13 protein-coding genes are annotated in these 18,924 nt (G+C 48.5%); 4 read left to right on the top strand and 9 right to left on the bottom strand.

Features of this window, described 5'->3' with window-relative positions; genetic code table 11:
* Positions 1–983: 983 nt before the first annotated feature.
* Positions 984–2,336 (bottom strand): sensor histidine kinase, encoded by a 1,353-nt coding sequence (locus tag AC5JLB_RS30725; RefSeq protein WP_495877618.1) that lies wholly within the window; start codon positions 2,334–2,336, stop codon positions 984–986.
* Between the two features lie 521 nt (positions 2,337–2,857).
* Here AC5JLB_RS30725 and AC5JLB_RS30730 point away from each other — a divergent pair.
* Together AC5JLB_RS30730 and AC5JLB_RS30735 are read left to right on the top strand one after the other, a co-directional pair.
* Entirely contained in the window at positions 2,858–3,640 is a 783-nt protein-coding gene (locus AC5JLB_RS30730; protein WP_495877619.1) for a tetratricopeptide repeat protein, read from the top strand.
* Between the two features lie 773 nt (positions 3,641–4,413).
* Positions 4,414–5,631, top strand: coding sequence for an N-acetylmuramoyl-L-alanine amidase (locus AC5JLB_RS30735; RefSeq protein WP_495877620.1), 1,218 nt, complete (start codon positions 4,414–4,416; stop codon positions 5,629–5,631).
* 83 nt (positions 5,632–5,714) lie between these two features.
* Here AC5JLB_RS30735 and opcA read toward each other — a convergent pair whose 3' ends face one another.
* From opcA to AC5JLB_RS30765, 6 genes are all read right to left on the bottom strand, one after another.
* Entirely contained in the window at positions 5,715–7,082 is a 1,368-nt protein-coding gene (opcA, locus tag AC5JLB_RS30740) for a glucose-6-phosphate dehydrogenase assembly protein OpcA (protein ID WP_495877621.1), read from the bottom strand.
* 142 nt (positions 7,083–7,224) lie between these two features.
* Complete coding sequence (gene zwf / locus AC5JLB_RS30745; RefSeq protein WP_495877622.1) at positions 7,225–8,754, bottom strand: glucose-6-phosphate dehydrogenase; 1,530 nt, start codon at positions 8,752–8,754, stop codon at positions 7,225–7,227.
* A gap of 104 nt (positions 8,755–8,858) precedes the next feature.
* The gene (tal, locus tag AC5JLB_RS30750) at positions 8,859–10,007 is read right to left on the bottom strand and encodes a transaldolase (RefSeq protein ID WP_495877623.1); all 1,149 of its coding nucleotides are present in this window, start codon (positions 10,005–10,007) and stop codon (positions 8,859–8,861) included.
* Between the two features lie 51 nt (positions 10,008–10,058).
* Positions 10,059–11,129, bottom strand: a complete 1,071-nt coding sequence (fbp, locus tag AC5JLB_RS30755) for a class 1 fructose-bisphosphatase (RefSeq protein WP_495877624.1) — start codon at positions 11,127–11,129, stop codon at positions 10,059–10,061.
* 189 nt (positions 11,130–11,318) lie between these two features.
* The gene (locus AC5JLB_RS30760; protein WP_495877625.1) at positions 11,319–11,981 is read right to left on the bottom strand and encodes an HAD-IA family hydrolase; all 663 of its coding nucleotides are present in this window, start codon (positions 11,979–11,981) and stop codon (positions 11,319–11,321) included.
* A gap of 133 nt (positions 11,982–12,114) precedes the next feature.
* Positions 12,115–12,669, bottom strand: coding sequence for a Uma2 family endonuclease (locus AC5JLB_RS30765; RefSeq protein ID WP_495877626.1), 555 nt, complete (start codon positions 12,667–12,669; stop codon positions 12,115–12,117).
* A gap of 220 nt (positions 12,670–12,889) precedes the next feature.
* Here AC5JLB_RS30765 and AC5JLB_RS30770 point away from each other — a divergent pair, with 220 nt between their 5' ends.
* Complete coding sequence (locus AC5JLB_RS30770; RefSeq protein ID WP_495877627.1) at positions 12,890–14,869, top strand: pentapeptide repeat-containing protein; 1,980 nt, start codon at positions 12,890–12,892, stop codon at positions 14,867–14,869.
* Between the two features lie 298 nt (positions 14,870–15,167).
* Here the strand turns inward: AC5JLB_RS30770 and AC5JLB_RS30775 are convergent, their stop codons facing one another.
* Positions 15,168–15,845: a Uma2 family endonuclease gene (locus AC5JLB_RS30775; RefSeq protein WP_495877628.1), complete on the bottom strand. Its 678-nt coding sequence runs from the start codon at positions 15,843–15,845 to the stop codon at positions 15,168–15,170.
* Between the two features lie 84 nt (positions 15,846–15,929).
* Positions 15,930–16,523 (bottom strand): Uma2 family endonuclease, encoded by a 594-nt coding sequence (locus AC5JLB_RS30780; RefSeq protein ID WP_495877629.1) that lies wholly within the window; start codon positions 16,521–16,523, stop codon positions 15,930–15,932.
* Positions 16,524–16,636: 113 nt separating this feature from the next.
* On the opposite strand from AC5JLB_RS30780, the gene recQ reads away from it, so the two are divergent.
* Positions 16,637–18,889, top strand: coding sequence for a DNA helicase RecQ (gene recQ, locus AC5JLB_RS30785; RefSeq protein WP_495877630.1), 2,253 nt, complete (start codon positions 16,637–16,639; stop codon positions 18,887–18,889).
* Positions 18,890–18,924 lie beyond the last annotated feature (35 nt).

The following is an 18,924-nucleotide window of genomic DNA, read 5'->3' on the forward strand; positions in this document are numbered from 1 at the left end:
CTTGCGGTTGTTTTCTTCTGTTCTCTCAACTTAACCCGCAACTTGGATTAGTAGAAGGCGGACTAGTTAAAGCCAATCCGCCTTCTATTATGTAAGATTCTCTATGTAAAACTTACGGTGTAAAAAGAGTCCGAGCAATCAGACTGTTAGTAATCAAATTCAATCTAAAAAATGCTCCCGATGCTAAACAATTAATAAGGGCACAGCAATGCCATGCCCTTACTAAGATCTGCCGCATAGACAAGAATCTGAACCAATTAGATTGTTATTTGAACCAACTACTCTCTAACAAAACAGAATTGATGAAGGTGAACTAAAGCCAAATATCTAAGCGGTAACGGGGACTTCCAGTTTCGTAGGACGGTAGCGGTTGTACGCTATCTTACGCAGAGAGGTTGAACACTCAAACTCTTGCTTAATCCAGTCAAAGCCTTTGTGAACACAGGAAGGACATACTTCTCCGCTAGCTGTCCCCTGATCATCACACAAAATGATTTTGGCTTGACCTAGCTCAAACAATTGGCTACAGACACAGCAGGACTGGGAGCCTTGCTTCAAGCTATTACACTCAATTTGAAGTTGCATAATCTAAAAAGGTTTGTTTAGTTTGTTATCTAATGCTGACAAGGACAACAGTAGCCGTAATTGCAGTCCTACCGCTTCTACCTTCGGCACAACATGTCTTAGCTCTTGAGAATTAGAGGATATGACTATAAAGCACTAGCCGCGCCGAAACTAAACCTATCCATAGATAGAATTTCAGTTACCTAAAATCTGCCACCGATCGGTTGTATCCGTTGAGCCACTGCTTTATCTTTGCAAGGAATATTTACTATAAACCGGATAAAACACGATGCAGTTAAACAAAATGCTCCTCTGGGTCACCTTGTCTTTCGTGGTTGTAGGCGAGATCGCATTGCTACTCCAGCCTGTGATCGACGTTCATTAACAATTTTCATCGACGTTAGTTTAAGCGCAGCGACTTAAGCGGATCCAGCCAAGGTCACCACGCGAGGAAGCTGCACACAAAACGTTGTTCCTTGACCCAACATGCTCTCAACTGAGATTGTTCCTTGCATCAGTTCCACGAGGGCATGAGTAATCGAGAGTCCTAACCCCGTTCCTGCGTGCTGACGGCTCAGCGACTGACTCAACTGGCAAAACGCTTGAAAGACAGCCTTTTTATCAGACTCAGCGATGCCAATTCCGGTATCTTGAACCGCGATCGCAATGCGGTCTTCTGGAAGTTCTCGCACCGAGAGCGTCACTGCGCCGCGATCGGTGAATTTAATGGCGTTAGAAAGTAAATTAGCAATCACCTGTTTCAATCGAATTGGATCATTTTCAACCAGAAGACTGGTTTGAGGCAATTCGACCTGCAACGCTAAATTTTTGCGCCTTGCCAACGGGCGCATCTCTTCTACCGTCGTTGTAATCAAGTCTGTCAAGTCGAGTGGTTCTACCTTCAGTTGCAGGCGCTTAGACTGAAGCTGAGCATGGTCAAGAATGTCTTCAACCAGCGCGAGAAGATGATGACTGCTGCCAACAATGCGCTCTGTCATGTCGATCAATTGCGGATCGTGCTGCGCTTGAAACCGTCGCAGCAGCAGTTGAGAAAAGCCACTCACGATGTGAATTGGAGTTCTTAATTCGTGAGACATCACCGCTAGAAACTGCGCCTTGAGCCGATCGACTTCTGCAACCTGTTGGTTAGAAGCTTTTAGGCTTTGAGCCTGAGTTGCGGCTTGCTTGTAAGGCGTAATGTCAAGCAGTTGCCAGTGCAGTTTGACCGGAATGCTGTCTTCGCTCCGCACAACGGATACAGTGAGTGCTGTAGAAAATTCTGAACCATCCTCACGCTGGAGCCTCACTTCCCACTCCGCCTCAGAACAGCCTTGCTTCAGTTGCGCCAGATTTGACGCAAATACAGATTGGTCAGCACTCGCAATGAAATGGCTGAACGGTTTTCTGAGCAGTGCCTCCGATTCAGCCTTCAGTAACCGAGTCGCTGCACGATTGGCGTCGAGAATTTTGCCCTCAGCATTAGTGATGACGTAGCTAGCGGGTGCACACTCAAATAGCTCACGATAGTAGGCATATTGCGATTCTTGAGTCTTGTGAGCAGCATTCAACTCTTGATTTTGATGCTGCAATTCGGTTTGCGCGGTGTGTGACTGCACCAACGTTGACCAAAATTTTTCTAACAACTGATTCAAGCCATCTTCGCCCGACGACGATTGCCCTGACGAAGTGTGAAAGTTGTCGTAGAGTTCTTGGCTTTGTTTCTGAAGCGCTTCTAGGGTTTTAGGGAGACGACGAGAACGATCGGGATTCATAACGCTGCACAAAAAAGCTTTATAAATAAGGTCAAGTTGAAATTTCTCAGCGAGTAAGGGTGGCTCCTCTGAATGTGCGCATTTCATTAGTCTCGTTGGTCAAAGCAAGTTTCGCTTGGCTCAAGAAGACAATAACTTAAGAGACCAAATTTGAAGGACTATAAAAATGGTTTGAAGAAATTGCCTTAGAAGCTGATCTGAGTAATGGGTGTAGAAATGGGAACGCTCTGTCAGTTTGACTGCCCGAAAAGCGCTGCCTGATCATTAAAGTAGTTTTTATGATGTTGAGGGAATGCAATGTGATAAAGCATGGCTTTACCAATCGCATTTCCTAACACCTCCTATTTTGCTTTGTTCTAAAATTCTTGAATCTAGACTAGGGCTGAGATGGAGCATTATTTGAGCTAAGCCGCGATCGTTTGCGTCTATCTATAGTTATATGTAAAGCTTTGTAACGTTTTTCGGAAACCTCGATCGCACCGTTGATTCCACTAGGACTGAAACATTGGGGAGTCAGCATCATGAGAGCCGTGACGAACGCAATTGCTGTAGGATTAACCGCCACTATTTTGAGTGCAATGCCTATTCAAGCGGTTCGAGCCTTACCCGTTCAGGTGGCTGCTCAAACGTCTAATTGGGTGAGTCAAGGTTCAGAACAGGTAAAAAGAGGAGATCTGGCGGGCGCGATCGCATCGTACACGCAAGCGATTCAACTCAACTCTCGCAATACAGAAGCTTACGTTTCTCGTGGATTAGCTCGGGCAGATTATGGAGACCTGCGTCGCGCCTTTGCTGACTTCAATCAAGCTCTCAAACTGAATCCTAAACACGCCAAAGCCTTTTTTCATCGCGGAGAAATGCGAGCGGCAATGGGCGATTTACCGGGAGGATTAAAGGATTTAGATCAAGCCATTCGCCTCCGACCAAATTATCCTGAAGCCTTTAATCATCGCGGCATTCTTCGGGCAGAAATGGGAGATATTAACGCTGCGATCGCAGATATCAACCAAGCGGTCAAGCTAAAACCGACTTACACTGATGCGCTCTACAATCGCGGTAGAGCCAAGACAGAACGCGGAGACACGACTGCCGCGATCCAAGATTACACCCAAGCGATTCGCCTCAATACTCAGTTAGCCGAAGCCTATGGCAGTCGCGGCTTGATTTACGCCCAAAAGGGAAATAAATCTGCTGCGTTGCAAGACTTAAATACTGCCGCACAATTATTTCAACGCCAAGGCAACCCCGAAAACTATCAGCAAACGCTGGCATACATTGAGCAAATTCAAGATGTTGATCGATAGGCAAAGCGATTCTTTGGAGTTTCGCGTCACGAATCGCGCTCCAAAGACTTTGCGACGCCAATCGTAGAGGATGAGCAAACAAGCCTGAGCGGCAAATCGCTTAAGTTATTCAAAAAATTAAAAACAAAATTTTATAGCGCGAAGCCGTAACAAAACATTGATGCTTTGTTACTGAAACCTTCGGGCTTATTCTTGCGTCAGCCCTAATCGGGAGAGCCGTTACTCCTCTCAAGGAATCTTTTCCTGAACTAGATCCCAAATAGATCCAAGTCGTGATCGAAAACTTCCAGAAATACCTAGAGCGATGGAGGAGAGTAAGACAACGTGAATTTGATCAAATCTTTGGTCACTAAAGTTAAACCATGACGTTGAACAAACCGTCTCGCCCAGGATTATGAATTAGATGCAGACCGAAATTTGCCCTCACCCTAACCCTCTCTCTCAGGAGAGGGAACAAGATTGGGGATAAGGGCAGCAGCACTGTCAGTGACTACTAAATTTAATCAGTCACCAAATTCAAATTCTTAGAGACGAATTCATTAAATCTACAGCGTCCATAGCCGGTTCGCTTGGTGCAAATTGCTAGAGATCAGCGATCTTTCAGAGATTGCAAAGCAATTGCATCGGCAAGTTTATTGTGTGAGGAAATATTTTGTGCGCGAGTCTTTAAATCTGCGTTGAAGGATGCACAACCCGTTTAGCAATGCTAAATCAACGCTAAATCAATGCTAAATGCTTTGCAATCTGCAACGTCTATCAACACGATACAATCCATGAAAAATCCATTGAATCGCTCTTCAGAAGTAAATACGGCGCTCAAGATCAAAGGCAGTCTCTATGCCCTCTTGCCGTTTGCCCTTTTCTTGCTTGCTGCCCCGGCACAAGCCGCCCGCTTGCAGTCTTGGCGATTCAATCCTGCACAAAATCAGCTAAATTTCACCACCGATGAAGGCGTTCAACCAAAAGCACAACTGATCGCAAATCCGACGCGGCTGGTGGTGGACTTACCAGGCGTTACTCTGGGGCGTCCGGCAGTGTCAGAATCTTACACGGGCAACGTGCGATCGCTGAGAGTCGGACAGTTCGATCGCGGTATTACTCGCCTTGTGGTTGAACTTGCGCCGGGATACACGCTCGATCCGGCCCGAGTAAAATTTCAAGGCACAACAGCGCAACAGTGGTCAGTTCAATTACCTGCGCTGCAACTGGCGAGTACCGGAATTCCCGGTTCTGCTGGAACTCCAACTGCTGGGCCTCCCGGTTCTGTTGTTGTACCCACACGACCCAACGGCGCACTATTTCCGATTCCGCCCACCAATCCGGCTCAAATTCCTGTCCCGCTTCCACCCGTCGTAAGACCAAATCCCGTTCCCCCATCTCAAACTCCCGTCCCGCTTCCGCCCGTTGCAAAACCGAGTCCAGTTTCTCCTCCTCGCGTTCCTAACAGTAAGGCCATCGTCGTGATTGATCCGGGACATGGGGGACCCGATCCGGGTGCAGTTGGAATCGGTGGGTTGAGAGAAAAAGATATTGTTCTGGATATCAGCAAGCAGGTTACCGCTCTACTCCAGCAGCAGGGCATTCAGGCCGTCCTGGCGCGATCGTCCGATGTTGATCTCGACTTAGAACCGCGAACGACTCTTGCCAATCGAATGAAGGCTACGGCGTTTGTCAGTATTCATGCCAATGCGATTAGCATGAGCCGCCCCGATATTAATGGTCTAGAAACGTACTATTATCAGAGCGGCTCCGGCCTAGCTCAAGCGATTCATCGGAACGTTTTGCAAGAGACAGGCGCTCAAGATCGAGGGGTGCGGCAAGCCAGATTTTATGTGTTGCGATACACCACAATGCCGTCTGTATTGGTCGAAGTTGGATTTGTGACCGGACGAAACGATGCGGCGAAGTTATCAACCGCAGACTACCGAAAAAAGATGGCAACCGCGATCGCACGAGGCGTCGTGCAATATTTAGGTCAGCAAAGAGGCTAATCGATGCAATTCGCTCGTAGAAACGTTCTAAGTCTCCACGAGCGAATCATCAGATGGGTTAAGCGAGCATCATTGAGAGATCATTATTGAGAGATGATTTTTGCCGTTACTGCCATGCTCTCTTCGTATAAAACGTCCTGACCAAATCGCTGAAGCTGCTCGCTCAACAGCGTTTCCGCCTTTTGATCGTTAATTGGCGTCACTTGGTTGATCGTGCAAGATTGAGCGCCACCTGCTGCCTCCATTCGCATGCAGCCTGTTGTCTCAGAACAGAGGACGGTACAACAGTTGGCCGCTTCATTGGTCGAGTTTAGTTTCAAACTGACCAAATCGCCAGCGACTTGTCCAGCATCGGCAGTCGGAATGCCCGCGAGTTCGGCTTCGATTAGACGTCCGTCTGAACCTGTGAGCGTGATGTACTGGAGATCATAGATATCTTCTTCTTTGCGGCGACCTGTGAATTCCCAACCTAACCGACTCGCCAGCCAGCCCAAAAACATCAGCGCTTGAGTTGGATTTCCTTTCTCGTAGTCAATTACTACCCGATCGACTTCTCGCACCGACTCCCGCCGCTCTGGAGGATCAAAGGCTTCCGCCGTCAGTTCTTGCCAAGCGGCTAATCGACGCCAATTTAAATCGACAATCTTGAGGTCATCTTGCATAAACCCCTTAAGCTTCAGCAAGTCGCCTTCTGGATCAGCCGTAAAGCGGCTAGAGTCGAAAATGATTTGGTTGCAGAGTTTTGATAGTCGCTGAAATAGCTCCTGATCAAGAGATGGAGTTGCTTTCCACCAGAGCAACCGAGGCAATTCATTAATCAGCAGCGACGACACTAGCCCGCTAACTCGCTCAAGCGCGGTTTCTGTACCCTTGAGCATGATGTACTCACAGCAGATCAGCGAGCTTTTGTTCTGTTTGTGAATCGGGCAGTAGGCAGAAACCTGAGCCGAAACGCCTTCGTCTTCGCCCGCAATGGGAAACAGCGAAATAATCCGGCAAGGATTTTGAGCCGCGATCGCATCAGCAATCCCCATGCCGCTAGCGTCTAGTGCATACTGCGGCAGCTCTTCTAGGTTGCCGCTCGATGGAATCTTGCCGTTTCGCACTGCGAGTTCCGATCGCAGTTTCTCAATCAGCTCAGGACTCGACTTTCCAGTGACCGGTAGCGAATGGGCTGACTGGGCTGCTCGAATTGCTGCATCCGTTCGGGGTCCATCAATGCCGTCAATCGGTCCAGTATAAAACCCTAGCATTGCCAGAAGCCGCTGAGTTTCTTCTGGCTCATAAATGACCAAGGTAAAGGTAGACGCGCGCATTGCCATTAACGATGACCCATCGCCATTGGCGGCACTATAGCTCTGCCAAATCTGATGAAGTTCCGTCTCCACTTGGTCGAGCGAAACATCTTTTGGCGCTTGAAGAGAAACTAGTGGAGCAGATTGGGGAGCCATAAGAATAAAAGGATGAGGGATGAAGGATGAGGGATGAAGGAAAGAAGGATCAGGATAAAGATCGTCGAAAGCTGAGTCTAGATAAATCTACAATGACTTGTAACCGACACAGCAAGCTTCATCCCTCATCCCTCATCCCTGTTTATAGTCTTCGCCACCGCCGACCGTCGCGATTGATCAGCAGTTCAGCCTCTGCCGGTTCCCACGTCCCCGCCTCATATTGCGGGATCATAGAGGGATCGGTAGGTGCTTCCCAAGCGGCGAGGGCAGGAGTGACGACACGCCAAGCGGCTTCTACTTCGTCCGCACGGGTGAACAGCGTTTGATCGCCTGCCATGCAGTCAAGCAGTAAGCGATCGTAGGCTTCGCCGCCTGTGACACCGAATGAGGAACCGTAGCTGAAGTCCATATCCACCGATCGCGTCCGCAGGTCTGCACCCGGCATTTTGACCTCAAAGCGCATACCAATGCCCTCATTAGGCTGCATTCGCAGCGTTAGAACGTTAGCATTTGTCTGCTTTGCGGCTGACTGAAAAATAAGATACGGCACATCGCGAAACTGAATCGCAATCTCAGACACTTTTTTCGGTAGGCGCTTGCCCGTTCGCAGATAGAAGGGAACGCCCTGCCACCGCCAGTTGTCTACCATGAATTTCATCGCCACGTAAGTCGGGACAATCGATCGAGGATTGACCCCTGGCTCAGAGCGGTAGCCCGGAACTTGCTTTCCTTTCATCCAGCCAGCTGAATATTGCCCCCGAATCGCCGATCGCTCTAAATGAGTGGTGTCAGCAAGGTGAGTGGCCTGAATGATTTTGACTTTCTCGGTTCGGACGCTATCGGCATCTAAGGAGTTGGGCGGCTCCATAGCCGTGAGACAGAACAATTGCATCAGATGGTTTTGTACCATGTCGCGCAAAGCACCTGACGACTCATAATAGCCTGCCCGATCTTCAACTCCGACGGTTTCAGCAACGGTAATCTGAACGTGATCAATAAACTGACGATTCCACAACGGCTCAAAAATGGCGTTGCCAAACCGGAACACCAGCAAATTTTGTACCGTTTCTTTGCCTAAATAGTGATCGATCCGATAGACCTGTTCTTCTCGGCAAACTTGGTTGACCACGCGGTTGAGGGCCTGTGCCGAACTCAGATCGCGTCCAAACGGCTTCTCGATCACCAGGCGAGTTCTGTTGGCGTCGTCTAACATGCCAGCCGCGCCAAGTTGCCGAATCGCTTCGGGAAAGAATTTGGGAGCGACCGCAAGATAGAAGACGCGATTTCCGCGCGTGCCTCGCGTTTTATCGAGTTCTTCCAGCCGCGCCTTGAGCTTTTGGTAGCCTTCAGGATTGTCGATGTCACCCGGACAATAAAATAAGCCTTGAGCGAAATCTTGCCACAGCGCATCTGAACCGACGCCATCCGAAAATTCTTCGACGCCTTCTCGCATCTGTTCACGAAAATAATCGTCCGACCACTCGCGACGAGCGACCCCAACGATCGTGAGTTCGGGCGGCAGGCGGCGTTCTCGCTTCAGGTGATAGAGGGCTGGAACCAATTTGCGCTTGGTTAAGTCGCCAGAGGCTCCAAAAAACACAATAATATTTGGCTCTGGCATCCGCTGCTGCTGGAGACCAACGCGGAGAGGGTTTTCGAGCAAAGTGACCATAGGCGAAAAGGGGAATGGGGGACAGAAAGCGCTAGGCAGCAACGCCCTAGACGCTCTTAAGGGGTAGGTAAGGGGATGTCTTTACCTCATCCCCTCAGCCCAACTTATACTGCCGCAAGCCGATCGACTTTTTCTTGCAGCGATTTCATCAGCGACTCAAAGGGTTGAACGAATTTCGCAATCCCATCGTCGAGGAGTTCTTCCATGACTTGAGATAGGTTGATATCCACGTCGGGATCGCTCAAGCTTTGGATCAGGTTATAGGCTTCGTCAACGTTCGTTTCTACACGAGGGGCAACGTCGCAGTGATCAGCGCACGCTTCGATCGTGTTGGGTGGCAAGGTGTTGACCGTATCGGGTCCAACTAGTTCATCGACATACATGACATCGCTGTACTCAGGATTTTTAGTGCTGGTACTTGCCCACAGCAGGCGCTGGACGTTTGCGCCTTTTTCTTTGAGGGCGAGCCAACGGGGATCAGCGATGATTTTCTTGTATTCTTGATAAGCAATTTTGGCGTTTGCGATCGCAACCTTTCCTTTAATCGCTTTCAGCTTGGCTTCGGTGGTTAGTTGATCTACGCCTTTTGCCAACAGGTCGTCAATTTTGCCATCGATATTGATATCGATCCGGCTCAAAAAGAAACTCGCGACTGATTCAATCTTGCTGATGTCTTCTCCTTTCTCGACGCGCTTCTCTAAGCCGCGAATGTAGGCCCAAGCGCTATTGATATAGCTTTGCACCGAGAACAGCAGCGTCACGTTCACGCTGATCCCCTCGCTAATCACCTGCTCTACCGCTGGCAAACCAGCCGATGTTCCCGGAATCTTGATCATCAAATTGGGACGATTGACTTCCTTGTGATAGCGACGCGCTTCCTCGATGGTTTTTTGGGTATCGTGCGCGATCGTCGGCGGCACTTCGATGCTGATGTAGCCATCGAGTCCTTCTGACTCTTCATAGATCGGCAAGAAGATATCGCAGGCGTTGCGGATGTCTTCAAACACCAGCGTCTCGTAGATTTCCATCAGGGGCTTGCCTGCCCGGATTGCCGCTTCAATGTCGGCATCGTAGATTTTGTTGCCTGCAATCGCTTTTTCAAAGATGGCCGGGTTGGAGGTGATTCCCCGCAAGCCCCGCGTCTCGATCAACTTCTTCAACTCACCGGACTCGACTAGATCGCGGCTCAAATTATCCATCCAGATACTCTGACCGTAATCGCGAATTTCTAAAAGATGGTTTGTAGCTGTCATAGAGAATTAGCTCCTGTGTAGGGTACGCCGCTGCAAACACGGCTGGATAGGTTAGCGGGGAGACACCATCGATTGCTTTTTGGCCCCGTCTTGAATAAACGATTGAACCAGCGCCACGTCCTTTTTACTACCAATAAACAGCGGCGTGCGAGCGTGTAGCTTGGTTGGTACAACATCTAAGATTTCTTGTGTCCCGGTCGTTGCGAAACCTCCAGCTTGCTCCATCAAGAACGCAAGGGGAGCCGATTCATAGAGCAATCTGAGTTTACCGTCCGGTTTCTCGGTTGTACCAGGGTAGAGAAATACTCCCCCTTGATACAAAATTCGGTGGAAGTCTCCCACCATTGCACCACCATAGCGGGCAGTGTAGCCCTCGTGCCGATGCACATAGCGAATGTAATCGCGGATTGGCTCGTCCCACTGCCAGAAGTTACCTTCGTTCACGCTATACACGGGGCCATGATCGGGAATCCGTATGTTTTCGTCTGCCAAAATGAACTCGCCCAAGCTGGGATCAAGCACAAAGGCATGAACGCCCTGACCGATTGAGTACACCAACATCGTACTGGGGCCATACAAGATGTAGCCTGCGGCAAGCTGTTTTCGTCCATCACTCTGAAGCAAGTCTTGCGCTGTACCGTCTCGGTCTTCGCCTTCTTGCTGTCGAATTGAGAAGATAGACCCAACATTAATATTGATATCGACATTCGAGGAACCATCGATCGGGTCATACAGCAGGGTGTAGCGACCGATCGGGCAATTCTCAGGAATGTAGTACGGAGCGTCCATCTCCTCAGAGGCAAGGCGACAGACCAATCCACTTTGTTTGAAGACCGAAATAAACACCTCGTTGGCGTAGATATCCATCTTCTTGACAGATTCTCCTTGCACATTGGTATCGCCAGTAAATCCCAAGACGCCTTCCATCAGCCCTGCGCGACTTAGCCGACGAGCAATGAGCTTGCCTGCTAGAGCAATGCGCGACATGATGGCGCTGAGGTCTTGAGCGTCTGCTGAAAAGCTGTGAAGCTGTTCGAGGACGTGACGCGAGAGTGTGGTGCAGTCGCGATCGAGAGCCGAGTCGCGTTCTAGAAGATCGTGCATTGAATGGGCATCGACCATAGGTTCATCTCCCTAATACGGGCGGGTGACACTGACATAGCATACGCAGATACAAGTGTCACTAGCTCTATCTTAGGAAGGCATTTGGGGATTGGGGGGTTATTTTAAGATGAACTATAGATTAATGAGCGTTGAGCGTTGGGTCTGGGGTAGAGGGGAAAAAGTGAAGTAACAACGATCACAAAAAGATCACAAAAACTGCTCAACGTTATCCCTTTTGGAGAATTGTGGGTTGATGATCTGAAGTAGTTCTTGAGGGGCATGGAGCAGAAAATCAGGGCTGTAGGTCGCTAAGAGTTCGGTAGAGTTAAACCCCCATGTCACCGCGATCGCGCTTACTTGGCTTTTTCTTGCCGCTTCAATATCTCGCGTTTCATCTCCCACGTAATAGACGGTTTCAGGTAGAAACTGGTTTTGGCGGAGAATTTTTTTAATCAGGCGACTTTTTCCAAACGGACGCGAACTCGATACGACCTGATCAAATACGTCAGACAGTTCTTGAGTCTCTAGAAAGGCTCGAATATTTTTTTCTGAATTGGTTGACACAATGGCGAGCCAGTGGCCTTGTTGTTTCAGTTCCAGTAGGGTTTCTTTAATGTCAGGAAAGATGGGCAAGTGTTGAATGCTCTGCCCAAACTCTGCGTTAAACCGCCGCACTAGAAATGGAACCACAAACACAGAGATTTTGGCTTGCTTCAAAATCTCTCTAGAGGTTAAGTTTTTCAGTTGCTTAAATTCTTCTAGGCTAGTGGTTCGGTAGCCAAATTCCTTTGCCAACCGATTTGTAACTTGGAGGGCAATTTCTAAGCTATTGGCGATCGTACCGTCGAAGTCAAATAAAATAACTTTCACAGAGATAGAAAATGTATAAAGAGCGGGATGCGGCAAGTAGAAAATGGCTGGCTCGCGGTGTTTACCGAGTTGTGCGCTGCATCATCGCCTTGACCTTCTACAGCTTAATCAATTTTGTGAATAAGGAATAGCTTCAATCTAGCTTGAGCCACCCAAAAACCTGATCGGACGTAAGTTCTACAGCAAGGTGATTGAGGACTGGCAACGTTTGCTTGCCTCTGTAGAGAACGGGGATTTGATTGGGCAGAAAGGTCAGGATAGAGCGATCGATGGCATCGACAAGCCAGCCTAGTTGGGTTCCATGTTGAAGGCAATGTAAGATTTTGTCGGTGACTTGATTGGCGCTCTGATTGGGGGAAAGGATCTCCACCGTCCAATCGGGCGGAATTAACACATCGTCAGTGGGTTCGCCTTCGGGATCAAACTCAATATTTTGCCAGTACAGAATGGTGAGATCGGGAACGATGGAGCGATCGCCAAATGCGCAGCGCAATTCTGGGAAGGCATAGGCAATTTTAGCGGGTTTAGCACTCTGATTGATGGCGGCGCATAGTTCGCTTTGAAGCACAGAATGCTTGCGTTTGAGCATCAGCTTTTGAATGATTTTACCGTCGATAAATTCGCTCGCGAGCTGAGTTTCGGGTAGGGCGAGGAATGATTCGAGGGTGAGCGACTGAGTTGCGATCATGGCGAATTCGCAAAGAGTTGGGTCTAGTTTATCGCGCGATTCGCGCCAAGCGCCACTTTGAGGAAACCGCAGGGTACGGGGAGAGGAAAGGCTTTAGAGATAAAATTCGCGTTGTTATTGATGATGATGAGGCGAGTCTTGCTAATTTCATCCGAAAAGCTAAGAAAATTCTTTGTTTTAGTTAAAATTCGGTACAAGATTCACGTAGCCCCATTGCTCTATGGCAGACTTCTCTGGTTCCAACCTACGCGGACGCAACTTTACAGGGCAAGATTTGCGGGGGAAAGATTTCTCGAATGCGGATATTCGGGGCGCGAACTTTAGCGGGGCAGATCTGAGCGGCGCGAATTTTACGGAGGCGAAAGCAGGACTGCAACGACGATGGTTGTTTGCTCAACTCGTGCTCTCTTTTGTAGTGTCAGCAACACTTAACTTTATTGCAGCACTCATTAATGCGACGTTCACTACCTCTTTTTTTATTCCAAACAGGATACAACAAATCACGATCATTCCAGGAATTCTTGTCATAGTGTTTCTCGCAATTGTCTTTCTTGCGATCGCCCGCCAAGGATTGACAACTAGAGCATTCATGACAATAGCTGTCGCTGTCGCTGTCGCTGTCGCTGTCGCTGTCGCTGGCGCTTTCGCTTTCGCTGGCGCTTTCGCTGTCGCTGTCGCTGGCGCTGGCGCTGTCGCTGTCGCTGGCGCTGTCGCTTTCGCTTTCGCTGGCGCTGTCGCTGGCGCTTTCGCTGGCGCTGGCGCTGTCGCTGGCGCTGGCGCTGTCGCTGTCGCTGGCGCTGTCGCTGTCGCTGGCGCTGGCGCTGTCGCGATTAGTCTATTAAGTATTTATATTGCGTGGCGAGTTTCCAAACATGATGAGAAGTTTGCATTAGCTCGTGAGTTTGGTGTAGCATTCTCATCAATTGGTGGAACTCGTTTTTATAACGCTAATCTGACCGGAGCCAATTTCATAAATGCAACGCTAAAAAGCACCAATTTTCGAGAGGCAAATCTGACTCGTGTTTGTTGGAAAGACGCTAAAAAAGTAGACCGTGCGAGAGTTGGTAATTCTATCTTGCAAAGTTCAGCCATTCGTGAACTCTTGATTACGCGGCACGGCTACAAAAAGTCTTACGTTGCCGCCAATTTAGAAGGCGCAAACCTTGTCGGTGTGAATCTCGAAGCGGCAAACCTGACTCGTGCCAATATTAGTCATGCACTATTGCATGATGTCAATCTCAAAGATGCTAATCTTCGCGAAACCTTAGCCATTGGCGCTGATTTCAACCGCGCCTATCTCACCGGAGCCTGTCTCGAATCGTGGAACATCGACCACACTACAACGCTTGATCAGATCGATTGTCAATATGTCTTTCTGCTCGACCAACCCAACGCGATCGGCAGCCGAGAACGTCGCCCCCACAATCCCGACACTGTGTTCGCGCCAGGAGACTTTGAAAAACTCTACAAAGAAGTCATCAACACCGTTCAAATTCTAATGCGGAACGGCATTAATCCAGAAGCCTTTGCCGAAGCCTTTCAAAAACTGATGCAAGACAATCCTGGCATCACTCACGACTCGATTCAAGCGATCGAGAAAAAAGGCAAAGATGTTTTAGTGACGATCGAGGTTCCAGAAGACGCTGACAAAGCCAAAATTGCTCAAACTCTCGATACACATTACCGCGATCGTGTCCAACAACTCGAAGCCGAAAACAAACAACTCCACCAACTGCGATCGACCGATCTCAAAGACATTGCAATCGAGTTAGCCAGACGCCAACCTCACATCACACAAACCATGAACGATAAAACCGAACATAGAACAGTTAACATCGGCGGAAACGTCACGGGTTCAACGATCAATCTAGGTGAAATCAGTGGCGCTGTTTCCAACGTCGTCAACCAGCTACCAAGCTCTGATGCAACGCAATCTGGACTCAAAGAACACTTAATCGAACTGCAAGCCACGATCGAATCAGAACCGACCCTATCGCTCGAAGACAAAGCCGATGCCCTTGAAGGAGTGAAAGTCTTAGCTGAAGCCGCTCAAGATCCTGAAAAGCAAGGATTAGGCAGAAAAGCAATCAAACTCTTGAAAGGAACCGCCGCATCTCTTCCCGACGCCACTAAACTTGCCGAAGCGTGCAGCAAACTTTTACCGCTCATCGCTAAAGAGATCGGACTACCGATTCCATAATGTGTGAAGTGTCTAGGACTTGCGATCGCGAGTAAACAGCGTGCAAACCTAAAAAACGCTTTAACAAAACCATAAACGACTAACAAAATCTCAACTTGTAGTGACAAACTTTTGATCCACTGAGACAGAAGCTTGATCTACTGAGACAAGCACCACAATTTCACTAAAGAAATGCTTGATTTACTGAGACAAGCCCTATGAGCGCATTAACAAACGCGTGATCTACTGAAACAGAAGCTGTGATCGCGACGCAAGCTCCGAAGAATCGCATTAATAGACCTCATAATTGCTAATACATTTAGCTCTTCGCCACAAATTTCTGGTGTTCAGTCGATTGCAAGCCCTGTTGCAAATTTTCTAAAACACGTTGCATGTTTCCAGATAAAAGATCTGCGATCGCTAACCACAATCCCGGAAACACTCGGCTCTGCAAAACTCCATCCGAATCAGGTTCAAGATTCAAATATTCGCCTTCTTCTAAATAAAACCAATCTATTTCCTGATCCAACACGCGCCAGACAATATATTCCTGCACTCCATTACGACGATAAGCCTGCTTCTTGGCATGAAGATCAATTGCAACACTACTTGCCGCAATCTCTACGACTAGTTCTGGCGCACCTTCAATGTAATCATCATCGCTAATTCTTGCTTGACCACCTGCCTGTTCTCGAATCAAAAGAACAGCATCTGGCTGAAGTTCATTATCTAAATCTAAACGGACTGTTGGCTCAACTCCCAATGCAAGATCTGGTGTCGATGCTTGGTACACTCCCAGCCAAGTCATCATTCGACTATGAGGTTCACCATGACTCTCAAAACGCAATGCAGCAGCCATGTAAACAATTCCTTCGATCAATTCAGCTTTTTTAAGATGGGACATCATATTGTAGCGACGCTCAAACTCGTAGCGATTTAAGCGATCGCCGTTCTCTAATGGAGGAATTGCTAGACGCGGCGAGGGAGTTTTAACCATGACTTTCAACCATGACAAAGAGATGATGAATAAAGTTTATGTTAGTGCTTCAGAATATCAAGCGTGATTGTCTACGGGCAGACCTTACGATCGCAGCGCATCTCGAAACGCGATCGCGGCGTCGTGTTGATCAGGAATCAAAACACATCGGACTAATAAATCTAAATCCAACTCTGGCAGAAATTCACTCCGAGAAATTTGTTCATATCCAGATTCACGTAAGCGCTGGATAAAAAGTTGTCCGTCCTGCCAAACCCACACTTCACCAACGCCCAATCCTTGATAGATTGACAATTTATCGAGGAGTCCGCTTGTCACGACGACCTCGATCGCAATATCTGGAAACTGTTTTTTACTGCCAATGTAATAACACTCATCCGGTTCGAGTCCACGTTCTTCTGACGGCTTTCGATAGGTTGCAGAACCATAGCCATACAATCGCACATTCTTCTCGATCGCATACAACTCTAGTAAACGAGCGAGGATTGTTTTAATCTCTTCGTGGTCTTCTGATGGCATAAATAGTTCCAACTTTCCTTCTAGATAAAACATTTTGAGGCTGGGTCGATCATCAAACAAGTCTCTCAGCGTCTCATACTGTTCCCAAGTAATCCCAGAAAGCAGAAACCGTTGCTCTTGAACCTGTAGCTGGGCTGCGATCGCTAATTCTAAATTCATATCGCCCTCCAATAATGAGTTGATTCTATTTTATTCCGGTCGTTGAGAAGCTAGAATAGTCTCCGTTCTGTCTGCTAGAGCATTCTATTAGCAGTGCATTACAAGGATGATTAATGACTTCCAGCCTGTCGATTGCACCTGAATTTGTCTCGCTAGAGCAAGCGCTGAAACATTACTTTGGCTACGACAGCTTTCGTCCCGGTCAGCGCGAAGTCATTGAGCGAGCGTTAGACAATCGCGATCAGCTAGTCGTAATGCCGACAGGCGGCGGCAAGTCTCTATGTTTTCAGCTTCCCGCATTGCTGAAACCCGGTTTAATGATTGTGGTGTCGCCGCTGATTGCGCTCATGCAAGATCAGGTCGAGCTGTTGCGCGATAACGGCATTGCGGCAACGTTCTTGAACAGTAGCTTATCGGCAGAAGAGCGGCGATCGCGTGGTCGGGCGGTGATGGAAGGGCGAATCAAACTTCTGTACGTCGCACCGGAACGATTGCTCAGCGAGGACTTTACCAACGCCGTTTTGCCGCACATTCGCGATCGCGTGGGCATTTCGTCAATCACGATTGATGAAGCGCACTGTGTATCTGAATGGGGACATGATTTTCGCCCAGAATATCGGCAGTTGTCGTGTCTGCGATCGCAGTATCCAGCCGTTCCGATTATGGCGCTGACGGCCACGGCAACGGAGCGAGTCCGCGAGGACATTATTAAGCAACTCCAGTTACGCGATCCGACGGTTCTCGTTTCCAGTTTTAACCGTCCAAACTTGTATTACGAAGTGCGCCCGAAAGGAAAGACGGCGTATCAAGAATTAGTCAAACAAATCAAAGAAACTCCTGGCGCAGGCATTGTCTACTGCCTCAGTCGTAAAAAAGTCGATGAACTAGCCGCGAAACTAAAACAAGACGGCATTGCAGCGCTTCCTTACCATGCTGGACTGAATGCAGAAACGCGAACCGAAAATCAGACGCAGTTTATTCGAGATAATGTGCGAGTGATTGTGGCGACGATCGCGTTTGGAATGGGAATTAACAAACCAGACGTTCGCTTTGTCATTCACTATGATTTACCGCGCAACATTGAAGGGTATTATCAAGAATCGGGTCGAGCGGGACGCGATAGCGAACCCTCGCAGTGTACACTTTTCTTTAGCACGGCTGACATCCGCACGATTGAATTTCTCATTAGCCAAAAGGTAAATCCTGCTACAGGCGAAGCGTTAGAAGAAGAACAAAGAATTGCGACTCAGCAACTTCGACGAGTGATTAACTACGCTGAAGCAACTGAGTGTCGTCGGACAATTCAGCTTTCCTATTTTGGAGAAGAGTTTCCAGGCAACTGCGAAACCTGTGATAACTGCCGTTACCCCAAACCGCTCGAAGATTGGACGATCGAAGCGCAGAAGTTCTTGTCCTGCGTGGCGCGATTTGCTCAGAAGAACCAGCACTTTGGGATTGGCTACGCGATCGATGTGTTGCGCGGTTCGCGGGCAGAACGCATTCTGAAAAACCAACACGACAAGCTTTCAACCTACGGAATCGGACGCGATCGCACCCTCGAAGAGTGGAGAATGTTAGCGCGATCGCTGGTTCATCAGCGTCTGATTGATGAAGCGACAGACGGTTACTCGGTCTTAATGCTGAATGAATTGAGTTGGGAAATTCTACGGAGTCAACGCAAAGTTCAAATTGCTGTGGACAAAGTTAAACCAACACCAATAGCAGCACCATCAATATCACTCGACACAAAAGAATCAGAAGAACTATACAACCGTTTACAACACTTGCGGAAACGCTTAGCGGATGAACAATCGGTTCCACCTTATGTGGTGTTCTCCAATGCGAGTTTGCGGCTCATGGCACAGCAGCAACCCCAGACTCGCGAACAGTTTCTCAAAATTTCTGGTGTTGGAACGCGCAAGGTCGCGCAATATGGTGACGTATTCTTAGCAGAAATTCAAGAGTTTCGCGAAGAGAATGGATTACCCGTTGACGCTGACCCGACCCCAACGCCAAAGATTATTAAATTAGATGCTCCGATTGTTGCACCCAGCGCTCACGAAGCTACCTACACCCAACTGTACACGCTTGAGATGTTTCAGCAAGGCACAAAACCCGCTGATATTGCCGAGCAGCGAAACCTGCGCTTGACTACCGTGATGACTCATTTAGCAGAGCTTCTAGAGATGGGCTATGAGGTCGATCTCGATCGCCTAGTCCCGCGCGATCGCCGCGCAAAGATTCTAGAGGCGATTGGCAGCGTGGGTGACGGATCGCTCACCGATATTCGTGAAGAAGTGGGTGAGGGATACGGCTGGGACGAACTAAAAATCATGCGATCGTGGCATAGAAAAAATAATTCGTAACGAAAAGATTAGGTTAAAGTGGCTCTCAGATTGAA

The organism is Myxacorys chilensis, assembly GCF_059505265.1.

Coding starts and splice junctions, on each gene's coding strand:
- AC5JLB_RS30725 (WP_495877618.1), bottom strand. CDS start 2,336: ATGAATCCCGATCGTTCTCGTCGTCTCCCTAAAACCCTAGAAGCGCTT.
- AC5JLB_RS30730 (WP_495877619.1), top strand. CDS start 2,858: ATGAGAGCCGTGACGAACGCAATTGCTGTAGGATTAACCGCCACTATT.
- AC5JLB_RS30735 (WP_495877620.1), top strand. CDS start 4,414: ATGAAAAATCCATTGAATCGCTCTTCAGAAGTAAATACGGCGCTCAAG.
- opcA (WP_495877621.1), bottom strand. CDS start 7,082: ATGGCTCCCCAATCTGCTCCACTAGTTTCTCTTCAAGCGCCAAAAGAT.
- zwf (WP_495877622.1), bottom strand. CDS start 8,754: ATGGTCACTTTGCTCGAAAACCCTCTCCGCGTTGGTCTCCAGCAGCAG.
- tal (WP_495877623.1), bottom strand. CDS start 10,007: ATGACAGCTACAAACCATCTTTTAGAAATTCGCGATTACGGTCAGAGT.
- fbp (WP_495877624.1), bottom strand. CDS start 11,129: ATGGTCGATGCCCATTCAATGCACGATCTTCTAGAACGCGACTCGGCT.
- AC5JLB_RS30765 (WP_495877626.1), bottom strand. CDS start 12,669: ATGATCGCAACTCAGTCGCTCACCCTCGAATCATTCCTCGCCCTACCC.
- AC5JLB_RS30770 (WP_495877627.1), top strand. CDS start 12,890: ATGGCAGACTTCTCTGGTTCCAACCTACGCGGACGCAACTTTACAGGG.
- AC5JLB_RS30775 (WP_495877628.1), bottom strand. CDS start 15,845: ATGGTTAAAACTCCCTCGCCGCGTCTAGCAATTCCTCCATTAGAGAAC.
- AC5JLB_RS30780 (WP_495877629.1), bottom strand. CDS start 16,523: ATGAATTTAGAATTAGCGATCGCAGCCCAGCTACAGGTTCAAGAGCAA.
- recQ (WP_495877630.1), top strand. CDS start 16,637: ATGACTTCCAGCCTGTCGATTGCACCTGAATTTGTCTCGCTAGAGCAA.